This is a genomic window from Streptomyces sp. NPDC002324, from assembly GCF_053593335.1.
Window position 1 is genome coordinate 69,172 of record NZ_JBSFCF010000009.1, and the last position, 22,331, is coordinate 91,502.

Annotated in this window: 20 protein-coding genes; 8 read left to right on the forward strand and 12 right to left on the reverse strand. The window is 71.9% G+C overall.

Annotated elements, in window-relative coordinates; translation table 11 throughout:
- Nucleotides 1-109: 109 nt before the first annotated feature.
- The 7 genes from ACWCRJ_RS14790 to ssd all read right to left on the reverse strand — a co-directional run bounded on the left by ACWCRJ_RS14790 (nucleotide 110) and on the right by ssd (nucleotide 5,593).
- Nucleotides 110-691 carry an Rv3654c family TadE-like protein gene (locus ACWCRJ_RS14790; protein ID WP_450939646.1) on the reverse strand — a complete coding sequence of 194 codons (582 nt, stop codon included), beginning with the start codon at nucleotides 689-691 and terminating at the stop codon, nucleotides 110-112.
- Nucleotides 688-1,119 (reverse strand): TadE family type IV pilus minor pilin, encoded by a 432-nt coding sequence (locus ACWCRJ_RS14795; RefSeq protein WP_450939647.1) that lies wholly within the window; start codon nucleotides 1,117-1,119, stop codon nucleotides 688-690. The genes ACWCRJ_RS14790 and ACWCRJ_RS14795 overlap by 4 nt, the downstream gene beginning before the upstream one ends.
- Nucleotides 1,106-1,279, reverse strand: a complete 174-nt coding sequence (locus ACWCRJ_RS14800) for a DUF4244 domain-containing protein (protein ID WP_199845522.1) — start codon at nucleotides 1,277-1,279, stop codon at nucleotides 1,106-1,108. The genes ACWCRJ_RS14795 and ACWCRJ_RS14800 overlap by 14 nt, the downstream gene beginning before the upstream one ends.
- 247 nt (nucleotides 1,280-1,526) lie before the next feature.
- Nucleotides 1,527-2,318, reverse strand: coding sequence for a type II secretion system F family protein (locus ACWCRJ_RS14805; RefSeq protein WP_450939648.1), 792 nt, complete (start codon nucleotides 2,316-2,318; stop codon nucleotides 1,527-1,529).
- Complete coding sequence (locus ACWCRJ_RS14810; RefSeq protein WP_450939785.1) at nucleotides 2,315-3,169, reverse strand: type II secretion system F family protein; 855 nt, start codon at nucleotides 3,167-3,169, stop codon at nucleotides 2,315-2,317. The genes ACWCRJ_RS14805 and ACWCRJ_RS14810 overlap by 4 nt, the downstream gene beginning before the upstream one ends.
- Before the next feature lie 14 nt (nucleotides 3,170-3,183).
- Nucleotides 3,184-4,398 (reverse strand): TadA family conjugal transfer-associated ATPase, encoded by a 1,215-nt coding sequence (locus ACWCRJ_RS14815; protein ID WP_450939649.1) that lies wholly within the window; start codon nucleotides 4,396-4,398, stop codon nucleotides 3,184-3,186.
- 100 nt (nucleotides 4,399-4,498) lie between these two features.
- A complete protein-coding gene (ssd, locus tag ACWCRJ_RS14820) occupies nucleotides 4,499-5,593 on the reverse strand; it encodes a septum site-determining protein Ssd (protein ID WP_450939650.1) in 1,095 nt (364 codons plus the stop codon).
- Nucleotides 5,594-6,157: 564 nt separating this feature from the next.
- Here ssd and ACWCRJ_RS14825 point away from each other — a divergent pair.
- Entirely contained in the window at nucleotides 6,158-6,994 is an 837-nt protein-coding gene (locus ACWCRJ_RS14825; RefSeq protein WP_450939651.1) for an HAD family hydrolase, read from the forward strand.
- 391 nt (nucleotides 6,995-7,385) lie between these two features.
- Here the strand turns inward: ACWCRJ_RS14825 and ACWCRJ_RS14830 are convergent, their stop codons facing one another.
- Nucleotides 7,386-8,219, reverse strand: coding sequence for an oxidoreductase (locus ACWCRJ_RS14830; RefSeq protein WP_450939652.1), 834 nt, complete (start codon nucleotides 8,217-8,219; stop codon nucleotides 7,386-7,388).
- 100 nt (nucleotides 8,220-8,319) lie between these two features.
- Between ACWCRJ_RS14830 and ACWCRJ_RS14835 the strand changes: the two genes are divergently transcribed.
- Nucleotides 8,320-9,300 (forward strand): ATP-binding protein, encoded by a 981-nt coding sequence (locus ACWCRJ_RS14835; RefSeq protein WP_450939653.1) that lies wholly within the window; start codon nucleotides 8,320-8,322, stop codon nucleotides 9,298-9,300.
- A gap of 90 nt (nucleotides 9,301-9,390) precedes the next feature.
- Here ACWCRJ_RS14835 and ACWCRJ_RS14840 read toward each other — a convergent pair whose 3' ends face one another.
- Entirely contained in the window at nucleotides 9,391-10,731 is a 1,341-nt protein-coding gene (locus ACWCRJ_RS14840; protein WP_450939654.1) for a hypothetical protein, read from the reverse strand.
- A gap of 264 nt (nucleotides 10,732-10,995) precedes the next feature.
- On the opposite strand from ACWCRJ_RS14840, the gene ACWCRJ_RS14845 reads away from it, so the two are divergent.
- From ACWCRJ_RS14845 to ACWCRJ_RS14870, 6 genes are all read left to right on the forward strand, one after another.
- Nucleotides 10,996-13,368, forward strand: coding sequence for a SulP family inorganic anion transporter (locus tag ACWCRJ_RS14845; protein ID WP_450939655.1), 2,373 nt, complete (start codon nucleotides 10,996-10,998; stop codon nucleotides 13,366-13,368).
- Between the two features lie 170 nt (nucleotides 13,369-13,538).
- Nucleotides 13,539-15,497 carry an acetate--CoA ligase gene (gene acs, locus ACWCRJ_RS14850; RefSeq protein ID WP_450939656.1) on the forward strand — a complete coding sequence of 653 codons (1,959 nt, stop codon included), beginning with the start codon at nucleotides 13,539-13,541 and terminating at the stop codon, nucleotides 15,495-15,497.
- Between the two features lie 134 nt (nucleotides 15,498-15,631).
- Nucleotides 15,632-17,035 (forward strand): Na+/H+ antiporter NhaA, encoded by a 1,404-nt coding sequence (nhaA, locus tag ACWCRJ_RS14855; RefSeq protein WP_450939657.1) that lies wholly within the window; start codon nucleotides 15,632-15,634, stop codon nucleotides 17,033-17,035.
- 51 nt (nucleotides 17,036-17,086) lie between these two features.
- Entirely contained in the window at nucleotides 17,087-17,566 is a 480-nt protein-coding gene (locus ACWCRJ_RS14860) for a phage holin family protein (RefSeq protein WP_450939658.1), read from the forward strand.
- A complete protein-coding gene (locus ACWCRJ_RS14865) occupies nucleotides 17,563-18,525 on the forward strand; it encodes an alpha/beta fold hydrolase (RefSeq protein ID WP_450939659.1) in 963 nt (320 codons plus the stop codon). The genes ACWCRJ_RS14860 and ACWCRJ_RS14865 overlap by 4 nt, the downstream gene beginning before the upstream one ends.
- Before the next feature lie 175 nt (nucleotides 18,526-18,700).
- Nucleotides 18,701-18,880: a hypothetical protein gene (locus ACWCRJ_RS14870; RefSeq protein ID WP_005475995.1), complete on the forward strand. Its 180-nt coding sequence runs from the start codon at nucleotides 18,701-18,703 to the stop codon at nucleotides 18,878-18,880.
- Nucleotides 18,881-18,931: 51 nt separating this feature from the next.
- Here ACWCRJ_RS14870 and ACWCRJ_RS14875 read toward each other — a convergent pair whose 3' ends face one another.
- The 3 genes from ACWCRJ_RS14875 to nth form a co-directional block, all read right to left on the reverse strand.
- Nucleotides 18,932-20,131 carry a MarP family serine protease gene (locus ACWCRJ_RS14875; RefSeq protein WP_450939660.1) on the reverse strand — a complete coding sequence of 400 codons (1,200 nt, stop codon included), beginning with the start codon at nucleotides 20,129-20,131 and terminating at the stop codon, nucleotides 18,932-18,934.
- A gap of 120 nt (nucleotides 20,132-20,251) precedes the next feature.
- Nucleotides 20,252-20,983, reverse strand: a complete 732-nt coding sequence (locus ACWCRJ_RS14880; protein ID WP_450939661.1) for an NUDIX hydrolase — start codon at nucleotides 20,981-20,983, stop codon at nucleotides 20,252-20,254.
- A gap of 133 nt (nucleotides 20,984-21,116) precedes the next feature.
- Complete coding sequence (nth, locus tag ACWCRJ_RS14885; RefSeq protein WP_450939662.1) at nucleotides 21,117-22,208, reverse strand: endonuclease III; 1,092 nt, start codon at nucleotides 22,206-22,208, stop codon at nucleotides 21,117-21,119.
- Nucleotides 22,209-22,331 lie beyond the last annotated feature (123 nt).

Genomic DNA, 22,331 nt, shown 5'->3' on the forward strand with positions numbered 1-22,331 from the left:
GGCACGTCGGGCGACCGCGCGGGCAGCGGGCGGGTACCGGGCGCTGATCGCACCGTTCCCCGCGCGCCTCGCGGCGAATCTGTACGGCTCCTCAGCGGCTCTCCAGCCCCTATCCCGGGGCGGGTGGGCCGGGTGAGCCGGGTGAGCCGGGTGAGCCGGGTGAGCCGGGTGAGCCGGGTGAGCCGGGTGAGCCGGGTGAGCCGGGTGGGCCCGCCCTCGCCCTGACCTCGGCGGTGAGTGGTCCTATGTCCGCAGCCGCCGTGACCTCCGAGATCTCTCCCTCGACCTCGCAGCGCACGAGTCTGCCGCCCTGAGCCCGCACCACCCGTTCCGCCGTCGCACAGGCCCCCGCACCGCCCTTCATCCAGTGGTCGGCGGCCGCCAGCGCCGCGAGGTCCGCCGCCGCGGCAGCCTGATGCCGGATCACGACGGCCTGCCCCAGGACGAGTACGCCGCCGAACAGGGCGCACAGCGCGACGATCGCACCGACGGCCCAGACGGTCGCGGAGCCCCTGTCCGACCTGGCCGGGTTGAGTTGGGGCTGCGCGAGTGCTTCGAGGACCGAGTGCGCGGAGCGGGCCGAGTGCGCCGAGCGGGCCGAGTGCGCCGAGCGGGCCGAGTGCGCCGAGCGGGCCGACCTGGCTGCTCGCGGCCGCAGGCCGGAGCACAGGGGCCACAAGGCCGCGCTCACTCGGCCCTCACCCCCTCCGTCATGGCTGCCCCCACCGTCTCCTCCGCCAGGGCCACGGCCGCGTGGCTCAGGTCGAGGCCCAGTCCGTCCGGCCCCGGCGCCGGGGCCGAGACGACGACACGCACGAGGTCGCCCTTTCTGCTCACGGTCACCTCCGCCCCGTCCGGCGCCGTGTTCCGGGCCGTCGCCACGACCGTGGCCGACGGGTCCTGCCGGGCTGCCGCCCGGGCACCGGCCCGAGCGGCGTCCACGACCTGGATCTGCGCGCAGGCGGCGAACAGTCCCCACACGAGCGCCGTCGCGACCAGCAGCATCCCCGGCAGGACCATGGCCGCCTCGGCCGTCACGAACCCGCCGTCGCCGCCCAGCGCCCCGCCTCGACGCCGCGATCCGCGCCGCCTGGGTCCACGCCGCTCACGCGCCGCCATTGAGGGCCCGCCCGACGATCTGCTGCAGTTCCTCCTGGACCTGCCCGCTGGTCACGACCTTGTAGAGCACCGCGGCGAAGGCCACCGCAGCGATGATCCCGACCGCGTACTCGGAGGTCACCATCCCCGCGTCCCGCCGCGCCGCCCGCACCCGGCACATCACGGCACGCACCAGCTTGGCGCAGCCCCTTTCCGCTACCCCCTTCTCCGACTTGCCCGACTTGATCGACTTGTTCATCTCAACCCCCGTGAGGCTCTGTTCCTTGATTACTGATGGCTGCTGACTGCTGTTGTTGGCCGCTGACTGCTGTTGATCGCTGCTGAATGGGGCTGATCGCTGTCACTGCCGAGACGCCGGCCGACACCGGTCGCCGCTTCCGCGAAGCCGCCTGTTCACGCCCGCCCCGTCATGGCCCACCCCCTCCCAACAACCCGTCCGCGAGCCCGATGACGACCGGCAGCACGCCCACGGTGATGAAGGCCGGCAGAAAGCACAGACCCACCGGCGCGGTGACCATCACGGCTGCCCGGCGAGCCCGCTCCGTCGCCGAACGGCCCCGATCGGCACGGGTCTCGGCGGCGAGACGGGCCACAGGGGCAGCCGCCGGTACGCCGGACTCGTCGGCGCGTTCCAGCAGCCTCGCCAGTGCTGCGGCGCCCGGCAGCGACGCCAACGCACGCCACGCCTCGGCCGGTTCACCTCCGAGCCGTGCCTGTGCCGCGCCCCTGGCCAACCGCTCGCCCACCGGTCCGCCGAGGGCCTCCCCCACAGCCTGCGCGGCCCTCACAGGGCTGGCCCCGGCGGTGATGCAGGCGGCCAGCAGGTCCGCGGCGAGCGGCAGTTGGCGAGAAGCCTCCGCCGCGTCGTACGCGTCCGCCACTTCGCCGCCCGCGCGTCGTGCCCTCCGCAGCCACAGCCACGCCCCGACTCCTGCCGCCGGACCGAGGACCAGCCCGAGGACCCCACCGACGAGCACCCATCCGGCGCAGACGGTTCCGGCGACCGGCAGCCACCGCCGTACGGCACCCCGGCGCACGAGGCTCCGCCGGGGCGGCCCGGCGGCGAGGGTGAGCACCACGGCCAGCCGGGCGCGCAGCCTGCGTTCACGCCGTGCGGTGTCGAGCGACCGGGCCAGCCACCACAGCCCCCCGATCACGCAGACGGCCATCCCCAGCCTGTGGACGCCCTCGCCGCTCACGCCGCCTCAGCTCCCCGCACGATCCGCAGCGCCCACCACAGCCCCGCGCCCTCCAGCACCGCGCCGACGAGCAGACAGCCCAGCCCGGCCGTGCTGTGCAGCACCACGCGCAGGGGATCGGCGCCGAGCGCGGTCCCCAGCAGAAGGCCCAGGACCGGCAGCCCGGCGAGCATCACCGCCGTAGAGCGGGCGCCGGCCAACTGGGCGCGCAGGTCGGCCCGCTGGTCCCGCTCGGCGCGCAGGGCGCCCTCCAGCCGGTCGAGCCCGGCGGCGAGGCCCGCGCCCCGGTCGACGGCCACCCGCCAGCACGCGGCGAGTCCCAGCAGCCCGTCGGCGCCCGGCTGCCGTGCCGCGTCCGTCAAGGCCCCCGGTACGTCGCCGCCGAACCGTGCCGCCGCCAGCACCACCGCTTCGGCGTCCCCCAGCCCTCCGGAGTCCCGCGCGGCCCGCGCCAACGCCTCACCCGGCTGCCGCCCGGCCCGCACCTCACCGGCGACCGCCGAGCACAGCACGACCACCGCATCGCCCCGCCGATGCCGGGCCCGGCTGTCCTCCGCCGCCCGGCGCACCCGCCGCAGCACGGGCACAGCGGCGGCCCCCGCGAGAACCGGCAGTACCGAGGCCCCCAGAACCGCGATCGCCAGTCCGGCCACCGGGGCCCACCACTCGGCCCCCAGCCGCCGCACCCGGCCGATCGCCCGTGCCCAGGGCGGCGGACCCACCGGCCCGCCTCCCGCCAGCAGCAACCGCGCCCGCCGGCCCCCGGCGCCACCCTGTTCACCCGACATCCAGCCCGCCGCCCCGGCACAGGCGACGGCCACCACCCCGACCGCCATCTCCCCGACCGCCATCTCCCCGACCTCCGTCACCACCGCCCGCTCCCCTCCGGTCCGTCCACCCCGTCCGAGCCCGCGCCGCCCCGCAGCCCGTCCCGAAGCAGCCCCTGCAGCCGCTCCCAGCCCCGCTCGTACACGAACGCCTCCTCGCCCCAGCGGAGCGCCGGCACGGTCACCACCAGTCCCGACCCGTCCCGCTCCAGCACATGCACCTCGGCGATCCGCCGTCGCCCGTCCCGGTCCCGTACGAGGTGCAGGACCACCGACAGCGCGGCCGCCAACTGGCTGTGCAGCGCCGCCCGGTCGAGCCCGGCGGCCGTACCGAGCGCCTCCAGCCGGGCCGGTACCTGGCCCGCGGCATTGGCGTGGACCGTCCCGCAGCCACCCTCGTGGCCGGTGTTGAGCGCGGCCAGCAGGGCCACCACCTCCGCTCCGCGCACCTCGCCGACCACCAGCCGGTCCGGGCGCATCCGCAGCGCCTGACGCACGAGGTCCTGCAGTTCGACCAGACCCACGCCCTCCTGGTTGGCCGGTCTGCCCTCCAGCCGCACCACGTGCGGATGGTCGGGCCGCAGCTCCGCCGAGTCCTCGGCCAGCACGATCCGCTCACCGGGGTCGACCAGGCCGAGCAACGCGCTCAGGAGCGTGGTCTTGCCTGTCCCGGTCCCGCCGCTGATGACGTACGACAACCGGGAGCGGATCAGCGCACTGAGGACGCGGTCGCCGCCGGGTGGCACCGTGCCCGCCGTCGCCAGCTCGGCGAGGGTGAAGGCGCGGGGTCGTACGACCCGCAGGGACAGGCAGGTGGAGCCGACGGCCACCGGTGGGAGCACCGCGTGGAGCCGGGTGCCGTCCGGGAGCCGGGCGTCCACCCACGGTCGGGCGTCGTCCAGCCGACGTCCGGCGACGGCCGCCAGGCGCTGCGCGAGACGTCGTACGGCGGCCGCGTCCGGGAAGGAGATCCCGGTCAGTTCGAGCCCGCCGCCCCGGTCCACCCACACCCGGTCCGGCGCGGACACCAGCACATCGGTGACCGACGCGTCGGCGAGCAGCGGTTCCAGCGGGCCGCTCCCGACCAGCTCCGACCGCAGCCGCTCGGCCGCTCCGAGCACTTCGGCGTCCCCGAGCACCCGCCCCCGCTCCCGCAGCGCCTGCGCGACCCGCGCCGGCGTCGGTTCGGCGCCGCTCTCGACGAGCCACTGACGCACTCCGTCCAGCAGACCGTCGTCGGGCATCCCGCTCATACGCCCTCACCTCCGATCGACAGCCACGGCCGCGTGCCGGCCACCAGCTGGTCTCCGCCGCCCGGCGGTGGCAGCCCCGGCGCGTGTTCAGGCATCCGTGTCACGCCGCCTCACCCCTGACCGCGACCCGCTCCCAGAAGCCCTCACAGAACCGCGCGAGCGGTCCGCGCGGGGTACCTCCCGGCGGTTTCGCGCCGTCCGACAGCCCGGCCTCGGTGGGCACCTCGCCCGCGAGCGGAAGCCCCAGCAGGCGGGCCACCTCGTGGTCGCCGAGGCCGGGGGCGTACGGCCCGCGGACCGCGACGCGGAGGTCGCGCAGCACCATGCCGAAGGCGGAGGCCACGCGGGAGGCGGCGGCGACGGCGCGCAGTTCGGCGGGGACCACCAGGAGGGCCAGGTCGAGCTGGGCGAGGGCCTCGGCTACACCCTCGTCGATGCGGCGCGGCAGGTCGACGACGACCGCTCCGCCGCGCCGCCTGCCCGCGGCGAGGACCGCCCGTACGGCCTGGGGCGGGACGGCGACGGCGTCGCCGCGGTCCCAGCTCAACACGCGCAGGGAGTGCAGTTCGGGCAGCGACTCCTCCAGGGCTCCGCCACCGACCCGGCCCCGCGAGGCGGCGAAGGCGGGCCAGCGCAGTCCGTCGGCACTCTCACCGCCGAGCAGCACGTCCAGGCCGCCGCCCAGCGGATCGGCGTCCACGAGGAGCGTGCGGGTGCCCTGCCGCGCCGAGGTGACGGCGAGAGCGCAGGCCAGCGTGGACGCGCCGGCGCCGCCCCGGCCGCCGATCACGCCGACGGTGAGCGCGGGCCTGCCGACGCCCTCCGCCACGTCGGCGATGCGGTCGACGAGCCACTGCTCGCCGTCGGGCAGCATCAGGACGTGGTCGGCGCCGATCTCCACGGCGCGTTGCCAGACCCCGGAGTCGTCCTGGTCCTTGCCGACGAGAACCACTCCTCGTCTGCGCGCGGCCCCCCGCAGCCGCCGTGCCGCGTCGTCCCCGACGAGCACGAGCGGCGCCGTCTCCCACCGGCCGCGGCCCTCGGGCACCCCGTGGTGGACCTCCGGCCGGGCGCCCGCCGCCGCGCACAGGCGCAACAGGTCGTCCAGCAGTTCCACATCCTCGGTGACGATCAACGGCCTGCCCTGCCGCCCCTCGGCGGCGGACGGCCTGTCGTCGGTGATGGCTCCCGCCACGATTCCCAGCCCCCTTCGCTGCGTCGACCCGTGCGCTCCGCTTCCGGGCGCACATGGTCAAGTCCTGTGCAGGGAACGGCGATCGGCCGCCATTCGGGCGACCGACGGATACCGGACCCACGCAATCCCGGAAACGGAACGGACCATGAAGAGGCCGCCGTCGGGACGCGCTGCAATCACGGTGCGGCGATCCCGGAAATCATGTGGATCTTGGTCGATTTCTGTGGACAACCGGATGTCTGTGAATATCGCCGTCACCCGAACAGGCGACTCCGGAAAGACTTCCACAGTGCAGCCCACCGACTACGGACGGTGACATATCCTGTGCTGGTACACAGGAAAGCCCACGAGGGCAGATGCGGGCCTCGCGGGCTGGGGCGGGGAGGGAGAAATGCATGCGGACATGCGACGACCCCCACCGGGGGGGAGAGTGGGGGTCGTCTTCACGGCCGACTCGGGGGGGGAGGAGCCGGGCCGCGTTAGCACGGTCGCGAACGATCCGTGACTTCCATGGTGTACCCGAGAGCCTTCTCAGGCAAACCCACACGCCCCACACTAGCCCGAATGGCGGGCGCATATGCTCGGCCCGTGGAAAACCACTCCTTGCCCCGCACAGCGGCCTTCTTTGACCTGGACAAGACGGTCATTGCGAAGTCGAGCACGCTCACCTTCAGCAAGTCGTTCTACCAAGGCGGCCTGATCAACCGCCGGGCCGCCCTGCGGACGGCCTACACCCAGTTCGTGTTCCTCGCGGGCGGCGCCGACCACGACCAGATGGAGCGGATGCGGAAGTACCTGTCCGCGCTGTGCCGCGGCTGGAACGTCCAGCAGGTGAAGGACATCGTCGCCGAGACCCTGCACGACCTGATCGACCCGATCATCTACGACGAGGCCGCCTCCCTCATCGAGGAGCACCACACCGCCGGGCGGGACGTCGTCATCGTGTCCACCTCCGGCGCCGAGGTGGTCGAGCCGATCGGCGAACTTCTCGGCGCGGACCGGGTGGTCGCCACCCGGATGGTCGTCGGCGACGACGGCTGCTTCACCGGCGAGGTGGAGTACTACGCCTACGGTCCGACCAAGGCCCAGGCCGTCCGGGACCTGGCCGAATCCGAGGAGTACGACCTCGCCCACTGCTACGCGTACAGCGACTCGGCGACCGACCTGCCGATGCTGGAGGCCGTGGGGCACCCGCACGCGGTGAACCCGGACCGGACGCTGCGCAGGGAGGCCCTCGCGCGCGGGTGGCCCATTCTCGACTTCCACCGCCCGGTGCGCCTCAAGCAGCGCCTGGCCGTGCCGCCCCGCCCCGCCCTGCTCGCGGCGGCGGCCATAGGCGCCGCGGCGGCCACGGCGGGGCTCGTCTGGTACGCCAGCCGACGCCGGGTGGCGACCGCCTGACCTGCGGACGGCGTCACCCCGGCCGATTCACCCTGTTTGAACCTAAAAGTAAAGAAGCACATCAAGGGGTTCCGCTTGCTCGGATCCTGGAGTAGAAAGGATTCAAGGCCCGCGAGACCAAAGGACATCCGAGAGGATCACCTTTAAAACTCATTTTGGCCCCACGGACCTAGCATGAACACCAGGCACCCACGCGACGTCGACCCGTCGATTACGGGCCAGCCGCACCAGGTCACGGGCGAAGTTCCCGGCCTGATGGGCATATATCGAGGACGCTTGGTAACCAGGTGAACATGCCAGCGGCGGTACGAATTCTCGTACCGCCGCAACCCTTTTCCGGGGGTTCTCCGCTCGCCTTCCGGGGTTCTCCGCTCGCCGACTTCGCGGATGTCTATGCCGCTCCGCGCTGCAGCGCCTCGCACACCGCCGTCGACTCGCGCGCGCCCAGTTCGACGGCCCTGCCGCAGTGGGCGATCCAGGCGGCCATGCCCTGCGGGGTACCGGAGACGTAACCGTCGAGGGCGGCCAGGTAGGCGGCGCGGCCGAGTTCCGCGTGGCCGACCTCCGCCGGGCAGACCGACTTGGGGTCCAGGCCGCTGCCGATCAGGACGATCCGCTCGGCCGCGCGCGCGACGAGGCCGTTGTGGGAGCCGAAGGGCCGCAGGGCGAGCAGTTCACCGTGGACGACGGCGGCGGTCACCAGAGCGGGGGCCGAACCGCCCTGGATGATCAGCCCGGAGAGGCCGTCGAGGCGCCCGGCGACCTCGGCCGCACCCGGCAGGGCCAGTTCGACGAGGGGCTCGTCGACCGGCTCCCCGTCCTGCCGTGGCCGCCCCACGCGCGCGTCGTCGTGGCCGGCCGCCACCAGATGCAGCCGCGCCAGCACACGCAGGGGCGACTGCCGCCAGATGGACAGCAGCTGGCCCGCCTCGGCGGTCAGCCGCAACGCGGCACCCATGGCGCGGGCCTCGTCGTCACCGTCCTGGCCGCTGAAGTCCGTGCGACGGCGCACCTCTTCGAGGGCCCAGTCGGCGCCGGACAGCGCCGCCGAGCCGCGTGCGCCGCGCAGGGCCGCCTCGGAGGTGACGGCGTTGCTCCGGCGCCGCATGACGCGGTGGCCGTAGACGCGGTCGACGGCCTTGCGTACGGACTCCACGGACTCGGCCACGCCGGGAAGCTCTCCCAGGGCCGCGAGCGGATCGGCGGCCGCACCTGTCGTACTCATGAGTACGACCCTACGCGCACCGGCGGCCCACCCCTCGAAGGAGTGGTCTTCCGTCGCCGCGCGGACACCCCTGGCACTCACCCCACTACCGTTAGTGAACATGAAAATTGCTTTCGTCGGGAAGGGCGGGAGTGGCAAGACCACGCTGTCCTCCCTGTTCATCCGCCACCTCGCAGCCTCCGGAGCCCCGGTCGTCGCCGTCGACGCCGACATCAACCAGCACCTGGGCGCCGCTCTCGGTCTCGACGAGTCGGAGGCCGCCGAACTGCCCGCGATGGGCGACCGGCTGGCGCTGATCAAGAACCATCTGCGCGGCTCCAATCCGCGGATCGCCTCCGCCGAGACGATGATCAAGACCAGCCCGCCGGGCGACGGCTCCCGTCTGGTGCGGATCTGTGAGCCCAACGCCATCTACGACGCCTGCGCCCGCCCGGTGGAACTCGACGGCGGGGCCGTCCGTTTGATGGTCACCGGCCCCTTCACCGACGCCGACCTGGGGGTCGCCTGCTACCACTCCAAGACGGGTGCGGTGGAGCTGTTCCTGAACCACCTGGTGGACGGCCGCGACGAGTACGTGGTGGTCGACATGACGGCCGGTTCGGACTCCTTCGCGTCCGGCATGTTCACCCGCTTCGACATGACGTTCCTCGTCGCCGAGCCGACACGGCGAGGAGTCTCCGTCTACCGCCAGTACAAGGAGTACGCCAGTGACTACGGCGTCGCCCTGAAAGTCGTCGGCAACAAGGTCCGCGCCGACGACGACCTCGACTTCCTCCGCGCCGAGGTCGGGGACGACCTGCTGGTGACCTTCGGGCACTCGGACTGGGTGCGCGCGTTGGAGAAGGGGCGCCCGCCCCGTTTCGAGCGCCTGGAGGAGGCCAACCGTCAGTCCCTGCGCACTCTGCACGAAGCCGCCGACTCCACGTACGAGCTGCGCGACTGGGAGCGCTACACCCGGCAGATGGCGCACTTCCACCTGAAGAACGCGACCAGTTGGGGCAACGAGAGGACCGGGGCCGACCTGGCCTCGCAGATCGACCCCGAGTTCGTACTCACCGAGGGAGTCGCGGCCCGGGTCTGACCCGCACGGCAGCACCGACCCGGCCCTCGGCCTCGATTCCGACTCCGGCTGCGACTCCGGCCACGGCGGCGACTGCGGCCCCGGCTCCGCTCACCGCTTCGGATCGGCTCCCACCCCGCGCCCCTCCGGCTTGGCCGCCGGAGCCCCGGGGACGCCCTTCGGGGCCGGTGCCGATCCGGCGGACAGGAATCTCTCCCAGCCCTTCTTCGGCGCCTGACCGACCCCCAAGGTACTCAGCCTGTCCAGGACCTCCGGGTCCTGGGCGTCGAGCCAGTCGGCGAGCTGCCGGAAGGAGACGCAGCGCACGTCGGCCTTGCCGCAGACCGCCTCGATGGTCTCCTCGACGGCACGCATGTAGACGCCGCCGTTCCAGGATTCGAAGTGGTTGCCGATGATCAGGGGCGCACGGTTGCCCTCGTAGGCGCGCTCGAAGCCCGCGAGCAGACCGTCGCGGAACTGGTCGCCCCACTGCTTCTGTCGGCCCGCCGCCCCGGCGCGGGCCCCGGACTGGTTCACGTAGAAGTTGTAGTCCATGGTCAGCGTCTCGAAGGCGCGGCCCGGGACGGGGACGAGCTGCATCGACAGGTCCCACAGCCCGTCCTTCTTCTCGGGCCAGACCTGGCTTTTGACGCCGCTGGTGTCGTAGCGGAAACCCAGTTCCCGGGCGGCCCGCATGAAGTTCGTCCTGCCCTCCAGACAGGGCGTGCGGGCACCGATCAGCTCCTTGTCGTAGTCGAAGGGCAACGGCTCGGCCTTCTGCGCCCCGGTGTTGGTCTTCCACGCCTTCACGAACGACTTGGCCTGGGCGATCTCGCTCTTCCACTCCTCGACCGACCATTCGCCGACCCCACCGCCGGCACCGCAGAAGTGGCCGTTGAAGTGCGTGCCGATCTCATTGCCCTCCAGCCACGCGCCGCGCAGCTGGTCCACGGTGTCCTTGATTCCGCGGACGTCGTTGAAGCCGATGTCCGACCGGCCCGGCGAGTGTTGGGGCGGGCGGTACAGATCCCGCTTCTCCTCGGGCAGCATGTACACGCCGCTCAGGAAGTACGTCATGGTCGCGTCGTTGGCGCGCGCCACCTTGCGGAAGTGCGAGAAGAGCCGCTGGCCGTCCTCCCCCGCGCCGTCCCAGGAGAACACGACGAACTGCGGCGGCTTCTGACCGGGCTTCAGCCGCTCGGGCCTGGGGAGATGCGGCTGCACACCGGTGTACGCGGTGGAGCCGTCGCCGATGAGACGGACCGCCGTCTTCGGCGGCGCCGGAACACCCTCCTTCGTGGGGGGAACACCCTGGCGCCCCTCCTTCTCGGTTCTTCCGGGACCGGTCGAGCCGGTGGTGCCTGTCGGCTCACCGAATCCGCATCCGGCGAGCGCCGCGGCACAGGTGGCGGCGAGCGTGACACCGGCGGCGATCCTCAGGGTGACGGCCATGTTCCGCCCACCTTCTTCCTTCGCTCGGGAGCAGAGCGGCCAAGGTCACACAGAGTTCCGATCATGATTAATACGACAAGCCGATGAAATGCCGCATTCATCCTCACGAGTGATCTAATGACCTATTTGCGGCTAATGTTCTTGCACATCCTTTACTCTGCATTACGATTCGTTTACTGAGCGTTGAGAATTCCCGCCACTGATACGCCGTGCCCCACGGCCGCGACTCACGCGGCCGCGCAGACCCGGAGGAGACGGGAGACCATGTCCGCCTGCGTCCCCACCCACGCCACCGACCCGGACTCGAACCGGACGGAGCGTGATCACCAACCGCACAGCCCCCCGCAGGGACCGCGCCGCCGGTTCCGTGTCTCGGCGGCCGACCTGTCGGCCTCCATCGCGGTCTTCCTGATCGCGCTACCCCTGTCGCTGGGCATCGCCCTGGCCACCGACGCCCCGCTCCAGGCAGGCCTGGTGGCCGCCGCCGTCGGCGGTCTCGTCGCCGGACGCCTGGGCGGCTCGCCTCTCCAGGTCAGCGGCCCCGCGGCCGGCCTCACCGTCGTCACCGCCGACCTCATCCACCAGTACGGCTGGCGCACCACCTGCGCCATCACCGTCCTCGCCGGTCTCTCCCAACTGGGCCTGGCCCAGCTGCGCGTGGCCCGCTCGGCGCTCGCCGTCAGCCCCGCGATCGTGCACGGCATGCTCGCCGGCATCGGCGTCACCATCGCCGTCGCCCAGCTCCACATCGTGCTCGGCGGCACCCCGCAGAGCTCGGTCAGCGCCAACATCGGCGCCCTTCCCGCCCAGTTGGCGCACCTGCACCCCGCCGCGGTCTCCGTGAGCGTCCTCACCCTCGTCCTGCTGCTCGCCTGGCCCCATCTGCCCGGCCGCGTCGGCCGGCGGCTGCGCATCGTCCCGGCCGCCCTCGTCGCCGTCGCGGGCGCCACGGCGACGGCCACGCTCGCCGCCCTGAGCCTGCCCAAGGTCGACCTGCCGTCGTGGCGGAGTCACGCCCTGGCCGGAGTGCCCGACGGGCCGGTGCTCGGCATCGTCGCCGCCGTCCTGACCACCACCCTGGTGTGCAGCGTGCAGTCGCTGCTCGGCGCCGTCGCCATGGACAAACTGGCGGCGGGACGGACGGACGTGGGGCGCTCGGACCTCGACCGCGAGCTGCGCGGCCAGGGCGCGGCCAATGTCGTCTCCGGCATCCTCGGCGGCCTGCCCATCGCCGGCGTCGCCGTCCGCAGCACGGCCAACGTCCGGGCCGGCGCCACCAGCCGGAACTCCACGATGCTGCACGGCGTCTGGGTGGTGGCGGCCGCGCTGTTCCTGGTCCCCTGCCTGGAAATGATCCCCCTCGCCTCGCTCGCCGCCCTGGTGATGGCCGTCGGGGTCCAGATGGTCTCCCTGCACCACATCCGCACGGTCACCCGTCACCGCGAGGTGCTGGTCTACGCCGTCACCACCTTCGGCGTCGTCGTCCTCGGTGTCCTGGAAGGCGTCGCGCTGGGCATCGCCGTGGCCGTCGGCGTCGCCCTGCACCGCCTCACCCGCACGCGCATCACCCACGAGGAGCGGGAGGGGGCCCATCACGTCCATGTGCGCGGGCAGTTGACGTTCCTCGCCGTGCCCCGCCTCAGCCGGGCCCTGCACCAGGTCCCGCAAGGGGCCGCCGCCGTCGTGGAGCTGGACGGGTCGTTCATGGACCACGCGGCGTACGAGTCGCTGCAGGACTGGCAGCACGCGCACCAGGCGCACGGGGGCTCCGTCGAGATCACCGGCCGCGCCGGCATCCGCATCGCCGAACCCGCCGGCACCTCGGCGGCCGGTTGCCGCTGCAGGCCCTGGACACCGTGGCGCAACCACCAGTGCGAGGCCCCGGCCACCCCGACGCGGGGGACACCGCAGGAGGAGGCGGCCGAGGGGCCGAACGGCCATCAACTGGCGCGCGGCATCAGCGCGTTCCAGCGCAACACCGCTCCCCTGGTCCGCGGTGAGCTGGCCCGGCTCGCGCGGGAGGGGCAGCAGCCCTCGCAGCTCTTCCTGACCTGCGCCGACTCCCGGCTCATCACCTCGATGATCACCGCCAGCGGCCCCGGCGACCTCTTCGTCGTACGCAATGTCGGCAACCTCGTGCCGCCGCCCGGCGAGGAGAGCGACGACTCGGTGGCGGCGGCGATCGAGTACGCGGTGGACGTGCTGAACGTGCGGTCCATCACGGTCTGCGGGCACTCCGGCTGCGGCGCGATGCAGGCCCTGCTCAAGACCGACCCGCACGGCGCCCAGACCCCCCTCAAGCGCTGGCTGCGGCACGGCCGGCCCAGCCTGGACCGCGCGACCGACAAGAACCGCCCCTGGGCCCGCCTGGCAGGCCGCGAACCGGCCGACGCCGTCGAACAGCTCTGCCTGACCAACGTCATCCAGCAGCTGGAACATCTCAGAGCCCACGACTCCGTCGCCCGCGCGCTGCGCGAGGGCGCGCTCGAACTGCACGGGATGTACTTCCACGTGGGCGAGGCGCAGGCGTATCTGCTCACCGAGGAGGCTTCGGACGGCGGAGTCTTCGACCAGGTCGCCGGAACGGCCGGCACGACCGACCCGGCCGAGACGGTTCTGCACGACACGCGCGCGTGAACCGATCTCCGTCGGGGTCCGTGGGAACGGGTGGCGTCCTGACCGCGGGAGCCAACCGCCCACAGGTCTAAACCAATCTGAGGAAGGCCCTTGTCATCGGGGGTCCGGGTCTGATGAGCTGTGGCCTGGGACACAACGGTCGCCCGGCAAAGCACCGTAAGGGAGATGTCGTGAGCAACGAAAGCCTGGCCAACCTCTTGAAGGAGGAGCGACGCTTCGCGCCGCCCGCTGACCTGGCGGAGAACGCCAACGTCACGGCCGAGGCGTACGAGCGGGCCAGGGAGGACCGGCTCGGCTTCTGGGCGGCGCAGGCCCGGCGGCTGGCCTGGGCCAAGGAGCCGACCGAGACGCTGGACTGGTCGAACCCGCCGTTCGCCAAGTGGTTCGCGGACGGCGAGCTCAACGTCGCGTACAACTGCGTCGACCGGCATGTCGAGGCGGGCAACGGCGACCGGGTCGCCATCCACTTCGAGGGCGAGCCCGGCGACAGCCGGGCCCTCACCTACGCCCAGCTCAAGGACGAGGTGAGCAAGGCGGCGAATGCCCTGCTGGAGCTGGGGGTCCAGGCCGGAGACCGGGTCGCGGTGTACATGCCGATGATCCCGGAGACGGCCGTGGCCATGCTCGCCTGCGCACGGATCGGCGCCGCGCACTCCGTCGTGTTCGGCGGCTTCTCCGCCGACGCGCTCGCGACCCGTATCCAGGACGCGGACGCGCGTGTGGTCATCACCTCCGACGGCGGCTACCGGCGCGGCAAGCCCTCCGCGCTCAAGCCCGCCGTGGACGACGCGGCCGACCGCGCCGGCAATGTCGAGCACATCCTCGTCGTCCGCCGCACCGGCCAGGACGTCGCCTGGAACGACTCGCGTGACGTGTGGTGGCACGAGATCGTCGACCGGCAGAGCGCCGAGCACACCCCGCAGCCGTTCGCGGCCGAGCACCCGCTGTTCATCCTGTACACGTCCGGCACGACGGGTAAGCCCAAGGGCATCCTGCACACCTCCGGCGGCTATCTCACCCAGACGTCGTACACCCATCACGCCGTCTTCGACCTCAAGCCGGAGACGGACGTGTACTGGTGCACGGCCGACGTCGGCTGGGTGACCGGCCACTCGTACATCGTGTACGGGCCGCTGGCCAACGGCGCGACGCAGGTCATGTACGAGGGCACGCCGGACACCCCGCACCAGGGGCGGTTCTGGGAGATCGTGCAGAAGTACGGGGTGACGATCCTCTACACGGCGCCCACGGCCATCCGCACGTTCATGAAGTGGGGCGACGACATCCCCGCGAAGTTCGACCTCAGCAGCCTGCGAGTGCTGGGCTCGGTCGGTGAGCCCATCAACCCCGAGGCGTGGATCTGGTACCGCAAGCACATCGGGGCCGACGCCACGCCGATCGTGGACACCTGGTGGCAGACCGAGACCGGCGCGATGATGATCTCGCCGCTGCCCGGCGTGACCGCGACCAAGCCGGGCTCGGCGCAGACGCCGCTGCCGGGCATCTCCGCCACGGTGGTGGACGACGAGGCCCGGGAAGTCCCGGACGGCGGTGGCGGTTACCTGGTCCTGACCGAGCCGTGGCCGTCGATGCTGCGCACCATCTGGGGCGACGACCAGCGGTTCCTCGACACGTACTGGTCGCGGTTCGAGGGCAAGTACTTCGCCGGTGACGGGGCGAAAAGGGACGACGACGGGGACATCTGGCTCCTCGGACGCGTCGACGACGTGATGCTCGTGTCGGGCCACAACATCTCGACGACCGAGGTGGAGTCCGCGCTCGTCTCCCATCCGTCCGTGGCCGAGGCGGCCGTGGTCGGCGCGGCCGACGAGACGACCGGTCAGGCGATCGTGGCGTTCGTGATCCTGCGCGGCACGGCAAACGCCGAGGACGAGGGCCTCGTCGCCGACCTGCGCAACCACGTCGGCGCCACCCTCGGGCCGATCGCCAAGCCGAAGCGGATCCTGCCGGTGCAGGAACTGCCGAAGACCCGCTCCGGGAAGATCATGCGGCGTCTGCTGCGGGACGTGGCGGAGAACCGGCAGCTCGGTGACGTCACCACGCTGACCGACTCCACGGTGATGGACCTGATCCAGGCCAAGCTGCCGGCGGCGCCGAGCGAGGACTGACCCACCCCGTACGACCGCGAAGGGCACCCCGCGACGCGCGCGCGGGGTGCCCTTTAGCTAAGCTAAAGAACAGGTGCGCCGGGAAGTCTGGTCGGCAAGTGTTCCGTCCTGCCCAGCGACCGGAGGTCCCCGCCGTGGCCGCGTCCCGCACCACCCCCACCCGCAAGGTCCTCGGCCGGCTCTCTCTGCCCGAGCGGACCTTCGTGGCGGACGCGCTGCGCACCGAGACCGTGGGCGGCTGTCTGTTGCTGCTGGCCTCCGTCACCGCACTGATCTGGGTCAACGTCCCCGCCCTGCACGACAGCTACGCGAGCGTCAGCGACTTCCACTTCGGCCCCGCGGCGCTCGGCCTCGACCTGTCGGTGGCGCACTGGGCGGCCGACGGCCTCCTCGCCGTCTTCTTCTTCGTCGCCGGCATCGAACTCAAGCGCGAACTCGTGGCCGGTGACCTCAAGGACCCCAGGACGGCCGTGCTGCCCGTGGTCGCCGCGCTGTGCGGCATGGCCGTACCCGCGCTCGTCTACACGCTCACCAACCTCACCGGCGGCGGCTCCCTGTCCGGGTGGGCGGTGCCCACGGCGACCGACATCGCCTTCGCGCTGGCCGTGCTCGCCGTCATCGGCACCTCCCTGCCGAACGCGCTGCGCGCCTTCCTGCTCACCCTCGCCGTCGTCGACGACCTGTGCGCGATCCTGATCATCGCGGTGTTCTTCACCGACGACCTCGACTTCGCCGCCCTCGGCGGCGCGTTCGCCGCTCTCGCCGTCTTCTGGCTGCTGCTCAGGAAGGGCGTGCGCGGGTGGTACGTGTACGTTCCGCTCGCGCTCGTCATCTGGGCACTGATGTACAACAGCGGCGTACACGCCACCATCGCCGGGGTCGCCATGGGGCTGATGCTGCGGTGCACCCGGCGTGAGGACGAGGAGCGCTCTCCCGGCGAACACATCGAGCACCTCGTGCGCCCCCTGTCCGCCGGTGTGGCGGTGCCGCTGTTCGCCCTGTTCAGTGCGGGTGTCGCGGTCTCCGGGGATGCTCTGGGAAAGGTGTTCACGCAGCCGGAGACGCTCGGGGTGGTGCTCGGGCTGGTCGTCGGCAAGGCGGTCGGGATCTTCGGCGGGACCTGGCTGACCGCCCGGTTCACCCGGGCCTCCCTCTCCGAGGACCTGGTCTGGCCGGACGTCTTCGCGGTCTCCTCCCTGGCCGGGATCGGCTTCACCGTGTCGCTGCTCATCGGTGAACTGGCCTTCGAGGGCGACCGGGTGCTCACCGACGGGGTCAAGGCGGCCGTCCTCACCGGCTCGCTCGTCGCGGCGGTACTCGCGAGCGTGCTGCTGAAGATGAGGAACGCGAAGTACCAGGCGCTGTGGGCCGCGGAGGAGCGCGACGACGACCAGGACGGCATCCCCGACATCTACGAACAGGACGACCCGGAGTACCACCTGCGCATGGCCGCGATCTACGAACGCAAGGCCGCCGAGCATCGCAGGCGTGCCGAAGTGGCGGGCGGGGCAGGCGACGGCGACGACGGTCCGGCATGATCTGACCAGACCGTAGACAGGACCGTACAAACGCATATGAGGGAGACCCCGATGAGCGCACCCGACGGCAGCCCGGTCGGAGCCGAACGCAGTGTCGGCCAGCTGTTCGCCTCGGCGACGGCCGAGATGTCCGCGCTGGTGCACGACGAGATCGCGCTGGCCAAGGCCCAGCTCAGGCAGGACGTCAAGCGAGGGGTGATCGGCGGCGGGGCGTTCACCGCCGCCGGCACGGTGCTGATCTTCTCCCTGCCCATGCTGAGTTTCGCCCTGGCGTACGGCATCCGCACCTGGAGCGAGTGGAACCTGGCGATCTGCTTCCTGCTCTCGTTCGCGGCGAACGTGCTGGTCGCCCTCGTGCTGACGCTGATCGGCGTCGTCTTCTCGAAGAAGGCCAAGAAGGGCCAGGGCCCGCAGAAGGTCGCCGCGTCGATGAAGGAGACGGCGGGCGTGCTGCAGAACGCCAAGCCGCACCCCCGTCGGCCCGCCCCGGCCGACGACACCGTCGAGGCTGTGGCACGCTCGACGTCATGACCGACCCCGCGACCACCCCGGCCGCCCTCTCGAATCAGCCCGCGTCCCCCGTACGACTCGACGTGCCCGGCGCCAAGGGGCTGATCCACCGGGACGTGGCCGCAAACGGTGCGCGATTCCACATCGCCGAGGTGGGCGACGGGCCGCTGGTGCTGCTGCTGCACGGCTTCCCGCAGTTCTGGTGGACCTGGCGGCACCAGCTGGTCGCCCTCGCCGACGCGGGCTTCCGGGCCGTGGCGATGGACCTGCGCGGGGTCGGCGGCAGCGACCGCACACCCCGGGGTTACGACCCCGCGAACCTCGCCCTGGACATCACCGGAGTCGTACGGTCGCTCGGCGAGCCCGACGCCGCCCTGGTCGGCCACGACCTGGGCGGCTATCTGGCGTGGACGGCGGCCGTGATGCGCCCCAAGCTCGTCCGACGGCTCGCGGTGTCCTCGATGCCGCACCCGCGGCGGTGGCGGTCGGCGATGATCTCGGACGTCAAGCAGACGTCCGCGGGTTCCTACATCTGGGGGTTCCAGCGGCCCTGGATCCCGGAGCGTCAACTCACCGCCGACGACGGCGCCCTGGTCGGCCGGCTGATCCACGACTGGTCGGGGCCGCGCCTGCCCGACGACGAGGCCGTGGAGACGTACCGGCGGGCGATGTGCATCCCGTCGACGGCGCATTGCTCGATCGAGCCCTACCGGTGGATGGTGCGGTCCCTGGCCCGCCCGGACGGCATCCAGTTCAACCGCCGGATGAAGCGCCCGGTCCGGGTGCCCACCCTCCACCTGCACGGTTCACTCGACCCGGTGATGCGTACCCGCAGCGCGGCCGGCTCCGGGGAGTACGTCGAAGCGCCGTACCGTTGGCGGCTGTTCGACGGTCTGGGGCACTTCCCGCACGAGGAGGACCCGGTGGCGTTCTCGGCCGAACTCATCAACTGGCTGAAGGACCCCGAGCCCGACCGGTGAGCCCCTCCGGGCCCGTCCGTTGAGTCCCTCCGGGGCCGTGCGTCGAGCCCCTCCGGGTCCGTCCGCCGTCCGGCCGTGAACAACTGTTCTACGAACAGTTACTTGCCCGGCGCATAGGCCAATTGGGGGGCGTGGGGGCGGTTATGGACCTTGGGGCGGGGGCAGACGTCGGGGTATGGGCTGGACGCACGACTACAGTGACGCAGCACGCAACCGCCGCTCGGCCGCGGGCCTGAGCTCCCACCAGAGGGGCGCCCCGCAGTTGCAGGGCACGGATCCCCGGCTGGGAATTCCGCGCATCCTGCGCCGCCGGGCCCGCTGGGTCTCGGCCCGGCTGCGCCATTCCCGTCCCTGACCCACGCGGGGCGACCCGCACAGGACCTCACCACACCGGCTCCGCCCGGCCTCAGAGCGCGCAGCTGTCGCTGTCCACCTGCTGGTTGGCCGTACGGCCCTTGGCGATGTCCTCCTCGACCTCGTCCGCGGTGAGGGCGTAGCCCGTGTCCGGGTCGTCGAGGGACTTCGCGAAGACCACGCCGTAGACCTTGCCTTCGGGCGTGAGCAGCGGGCCGCCCGAGTTGCCCTGGCGGACGGTGGCGTACAGCGAGTAGACGTCACGGTGGACGGTGCCGCGCTTGTAGATGTCGGCGCCGTTGGCCGTGATGCGACCCCGCACGCGCGCGGGGCGGATGTCGTACGCGCCGTTCTCCGGGAAGCCCGCGACGATCGCGTCGTCGCTGCCAGCGGCGTCCTTGGTGGTGAACTCCAGCACGGGCGCCTTCAGCCCCGGCACGTCCAGTACGGCGATGTCGCGCTCCCAGTCGTAGAGGACGACCTTGGCCTCGTACTTGCGGCCCTCGCCACCGATCTGGACCGTGGGTTCGTCCACTCCGCCGACCACGTGCGCGTTGGTCATCACCCGGCGCTCGCCGAAGACGAAGCCGGTGCCTTCGAGGACCTTGCCGCAACTCTGGGCGGTGCCCATGACCTTGACGATGGACCGCTTGGCGCGTTGGGCGACCGGGCTGCTCGCCAGTGCCGGGTCGGGAGGCTGGACCTCGGTGATCGGCTCGTTGGAGAACGGGCTGAAGACCTGCGGGAAGCCGTTCTGCGTGAGGACCGACGAGAAGTCCGCGAACCAGGTGTCCGCCTGGTTGGGCAGGGCCCCCGCCACGCCCTGCAGCACCTTGGAGTTGCGGACCTCCTTGCCGACGGTCGGCAGCGTCGTCCCCGCGAGTGCGGAACCGATCAGCCAGGCGACCAGGAGCATGGCCACCACGTTGACCAACGCGCCGCCGGTGGCGTCCAGGGCGCGCGCCGGGGACCAGGTGATGTAGCGGCGCAGTTTGTTGCCGAGGTGGGTGGTCAGTGCCTGGCCCACGGAGGCGCAGACGATCACGATGACCACCGCGACCACGGCGGCGGCCGTGCTGACCTCGGAGTCGTCCGTCATCCAGTCCCAGACGACGGGCATGACGTAGACCGCGACGAGGCCGCCGCCCAGGAAGCCGATCACCGAGAGGATGCCGACGACGAAGCCCTGTCGATAGCCCACGATCGCGAACCAGACGGCGGCGACCAGCAACAGGATGTCCAGCACGTTCACCGCTTCAAGCCTCGCCTCGTCACTTCGCCATCACTACAGGCCGACCGGGGGGACCGGTCCGCCGCGCGGCGACAGGGAGACGCAACAGGCCCCGGAAGACGCAGCACGGCAGCCACCCTGTCATGAGCGCCAGTCGAGCGGGACCTGCTTCTCACGGTCCCAGGGGCGCTCCCAGCCCGCGTAGTGCAGCAGACGGTCGATCACGCCGGCCGTGAACCCCCACACGAGGGCCGATTCGACCAGAAATGCCGGGCCCGCATAGCCCCGAGGGTGGACGGCGGTGGCTCTGTTGGCCGGATCCGTGAGATCCGCCACGGGGACGGTGAAGACGCGGGCCGTCTCGTTCGGATCGACGACCCGGACCGGGGTGGGCCGGCGCCACCAGCCGAGGACGGGCGTCACGACGAAGCCACTGACCGGGATGTACAGCTTGGGCAGCACGCCGAAGATCTGGACGCCCGCGGGGTCGAGGCCGGTCTCCTCCTCGGCCTCGCGCAGGGCGGCGCGCAGCGGGCCGTCGGTCTGCGGGTCGCCGTCCTCGGGGTCGAGGGCGCCGCCCGGGAACGAGGGCTGGCCGGCGTGCGACCGAAGTGAGCCGGCGCGCTCCATGAGCAGCAGCTCGGGGCCGCCCGGACCCTCGCCGAAAAGGATCAGGACGGCCGACTGCCGGCCCGAGCCGTTCTCCGGCGGCAGGAAGCGGCTCAGCTGCAGCGGCTCGATCGTGTCGACGGCGCGCACGACCGGGTCCAGCCATGCGGGCAGGCCGGCTCTGTCCAGGCCCACGTGCCCGCCCCTCGTGCGGTGCCCGCTGTCGGTGTCCGTGCCGCCGTCCGTCCGGCTCGCGCGTGTCATAGCCACCCCCGTCGTTCTTCCGGTCCCAACGCCCGGGAGAGCGCTGATCGTTCCGCCTGTGCCCGATGTCCCTCGTGTGGGTGGCGGGCACCGGGGCGGCGAGGGCGCGTCCCGGACCGTGTCGTGGCGTCCGTCATCCGGCGGCTCCGAGGGGCGGGGCCGGGATGCCGCCCGCGTCGAGATAGGACTGCGGGGGCTTGAGGCGCTGGCCGGGGAAGCCGCCCTTCTCGTACTTCAGCAGCTTCCTGGCCTTCTCCGGGTCCGTCTCGCCCTCGCCGAACGCCGGGCAGAGCGGGGCGACGGGGCAGGCGCCGCAGGCCGGTTTGCGGGCGTGGCAGATACGGCGGCCGTGGAAGATCACGTGGTGCGACAGCATCGTCCACTCGCTCTTCGGGAAGAGCGCGCCGATGGCCGCCTCGATCTTGTCGGGGTCGGTCGCCTCGGTCCATCGCCAGCGCCGTACGAGCCGCTGGAAGTGCGTGTCCACGGTGATGCCGGGCCGGCCGAAGGCGTTGCCCAGCACGACGAAGGCGGTCTTGCGGCCGACACCGGGCAGCTTGACCAGGTCTTCGAGCCGGCCGGGGACCTCGCCGGCGTGGGTCTCCACCAGGGCCTTCGACAGCCCCATGACCGACCTCGTCTTGGCCCGGAAGAATCCGCAGGGCCGCAGGATCTCCTCGACCTCCTGCGGGTCGGCCGCGGCCAGGTCCTCGGGGGTCGGGTACTTCGCGAAGAGCGCGGGGGTCGTCTGGTTGACCCGCAGGTCGGTCGTCTGCGCGGACAGGACCGTCGCCACGATCAGCTGGAAGGAGTTCTCGAAGTCCAACTCCGGGTGCGCGTACGGGTACACCTCGGCGAGTTCGCGGTTGATGCGGCGGGCACGGCGGACGAGGGCGGTCCGTGTCTCGGGCTTGGAGGGTTTGGCGGGGTCGGAGGTTCCGGTGGGGGCGGCTGGCAGGACTGCGGGGGTGGCGGTGTCCGCTTTCGGCGAGGCCGCCTTTCGGGCTGAAGGGGCTTTTCGGGCCGAGGGTGCCTTTCGGGCCGAGGCCGCGGTTTGCGTCGAGGCCGTCTTCTTCACGGCAGCCTTCTTCGCGACCTTCTTCACGGCGGCCTTCTTCACAGCCGCTTTCTTTTCGGCCGCCGCCTTTTGGTCGGTTGCCGACCCTTTCGCCGGGGTGGCCTTTTCCGTCGGGGCCGTGGTCTTCTGAGCGGACTTATCCGCCACTGATGGATCAGACACCTTCGTCGCCTTTGCCGTTTTGTTCGCTCCCGTGGAGCCCTGTTCGCCCACAGCGGAATCGCGACGTGCAACCACCCGCCCAGCCCCCTTGGCCTGTGCTCTCACCGG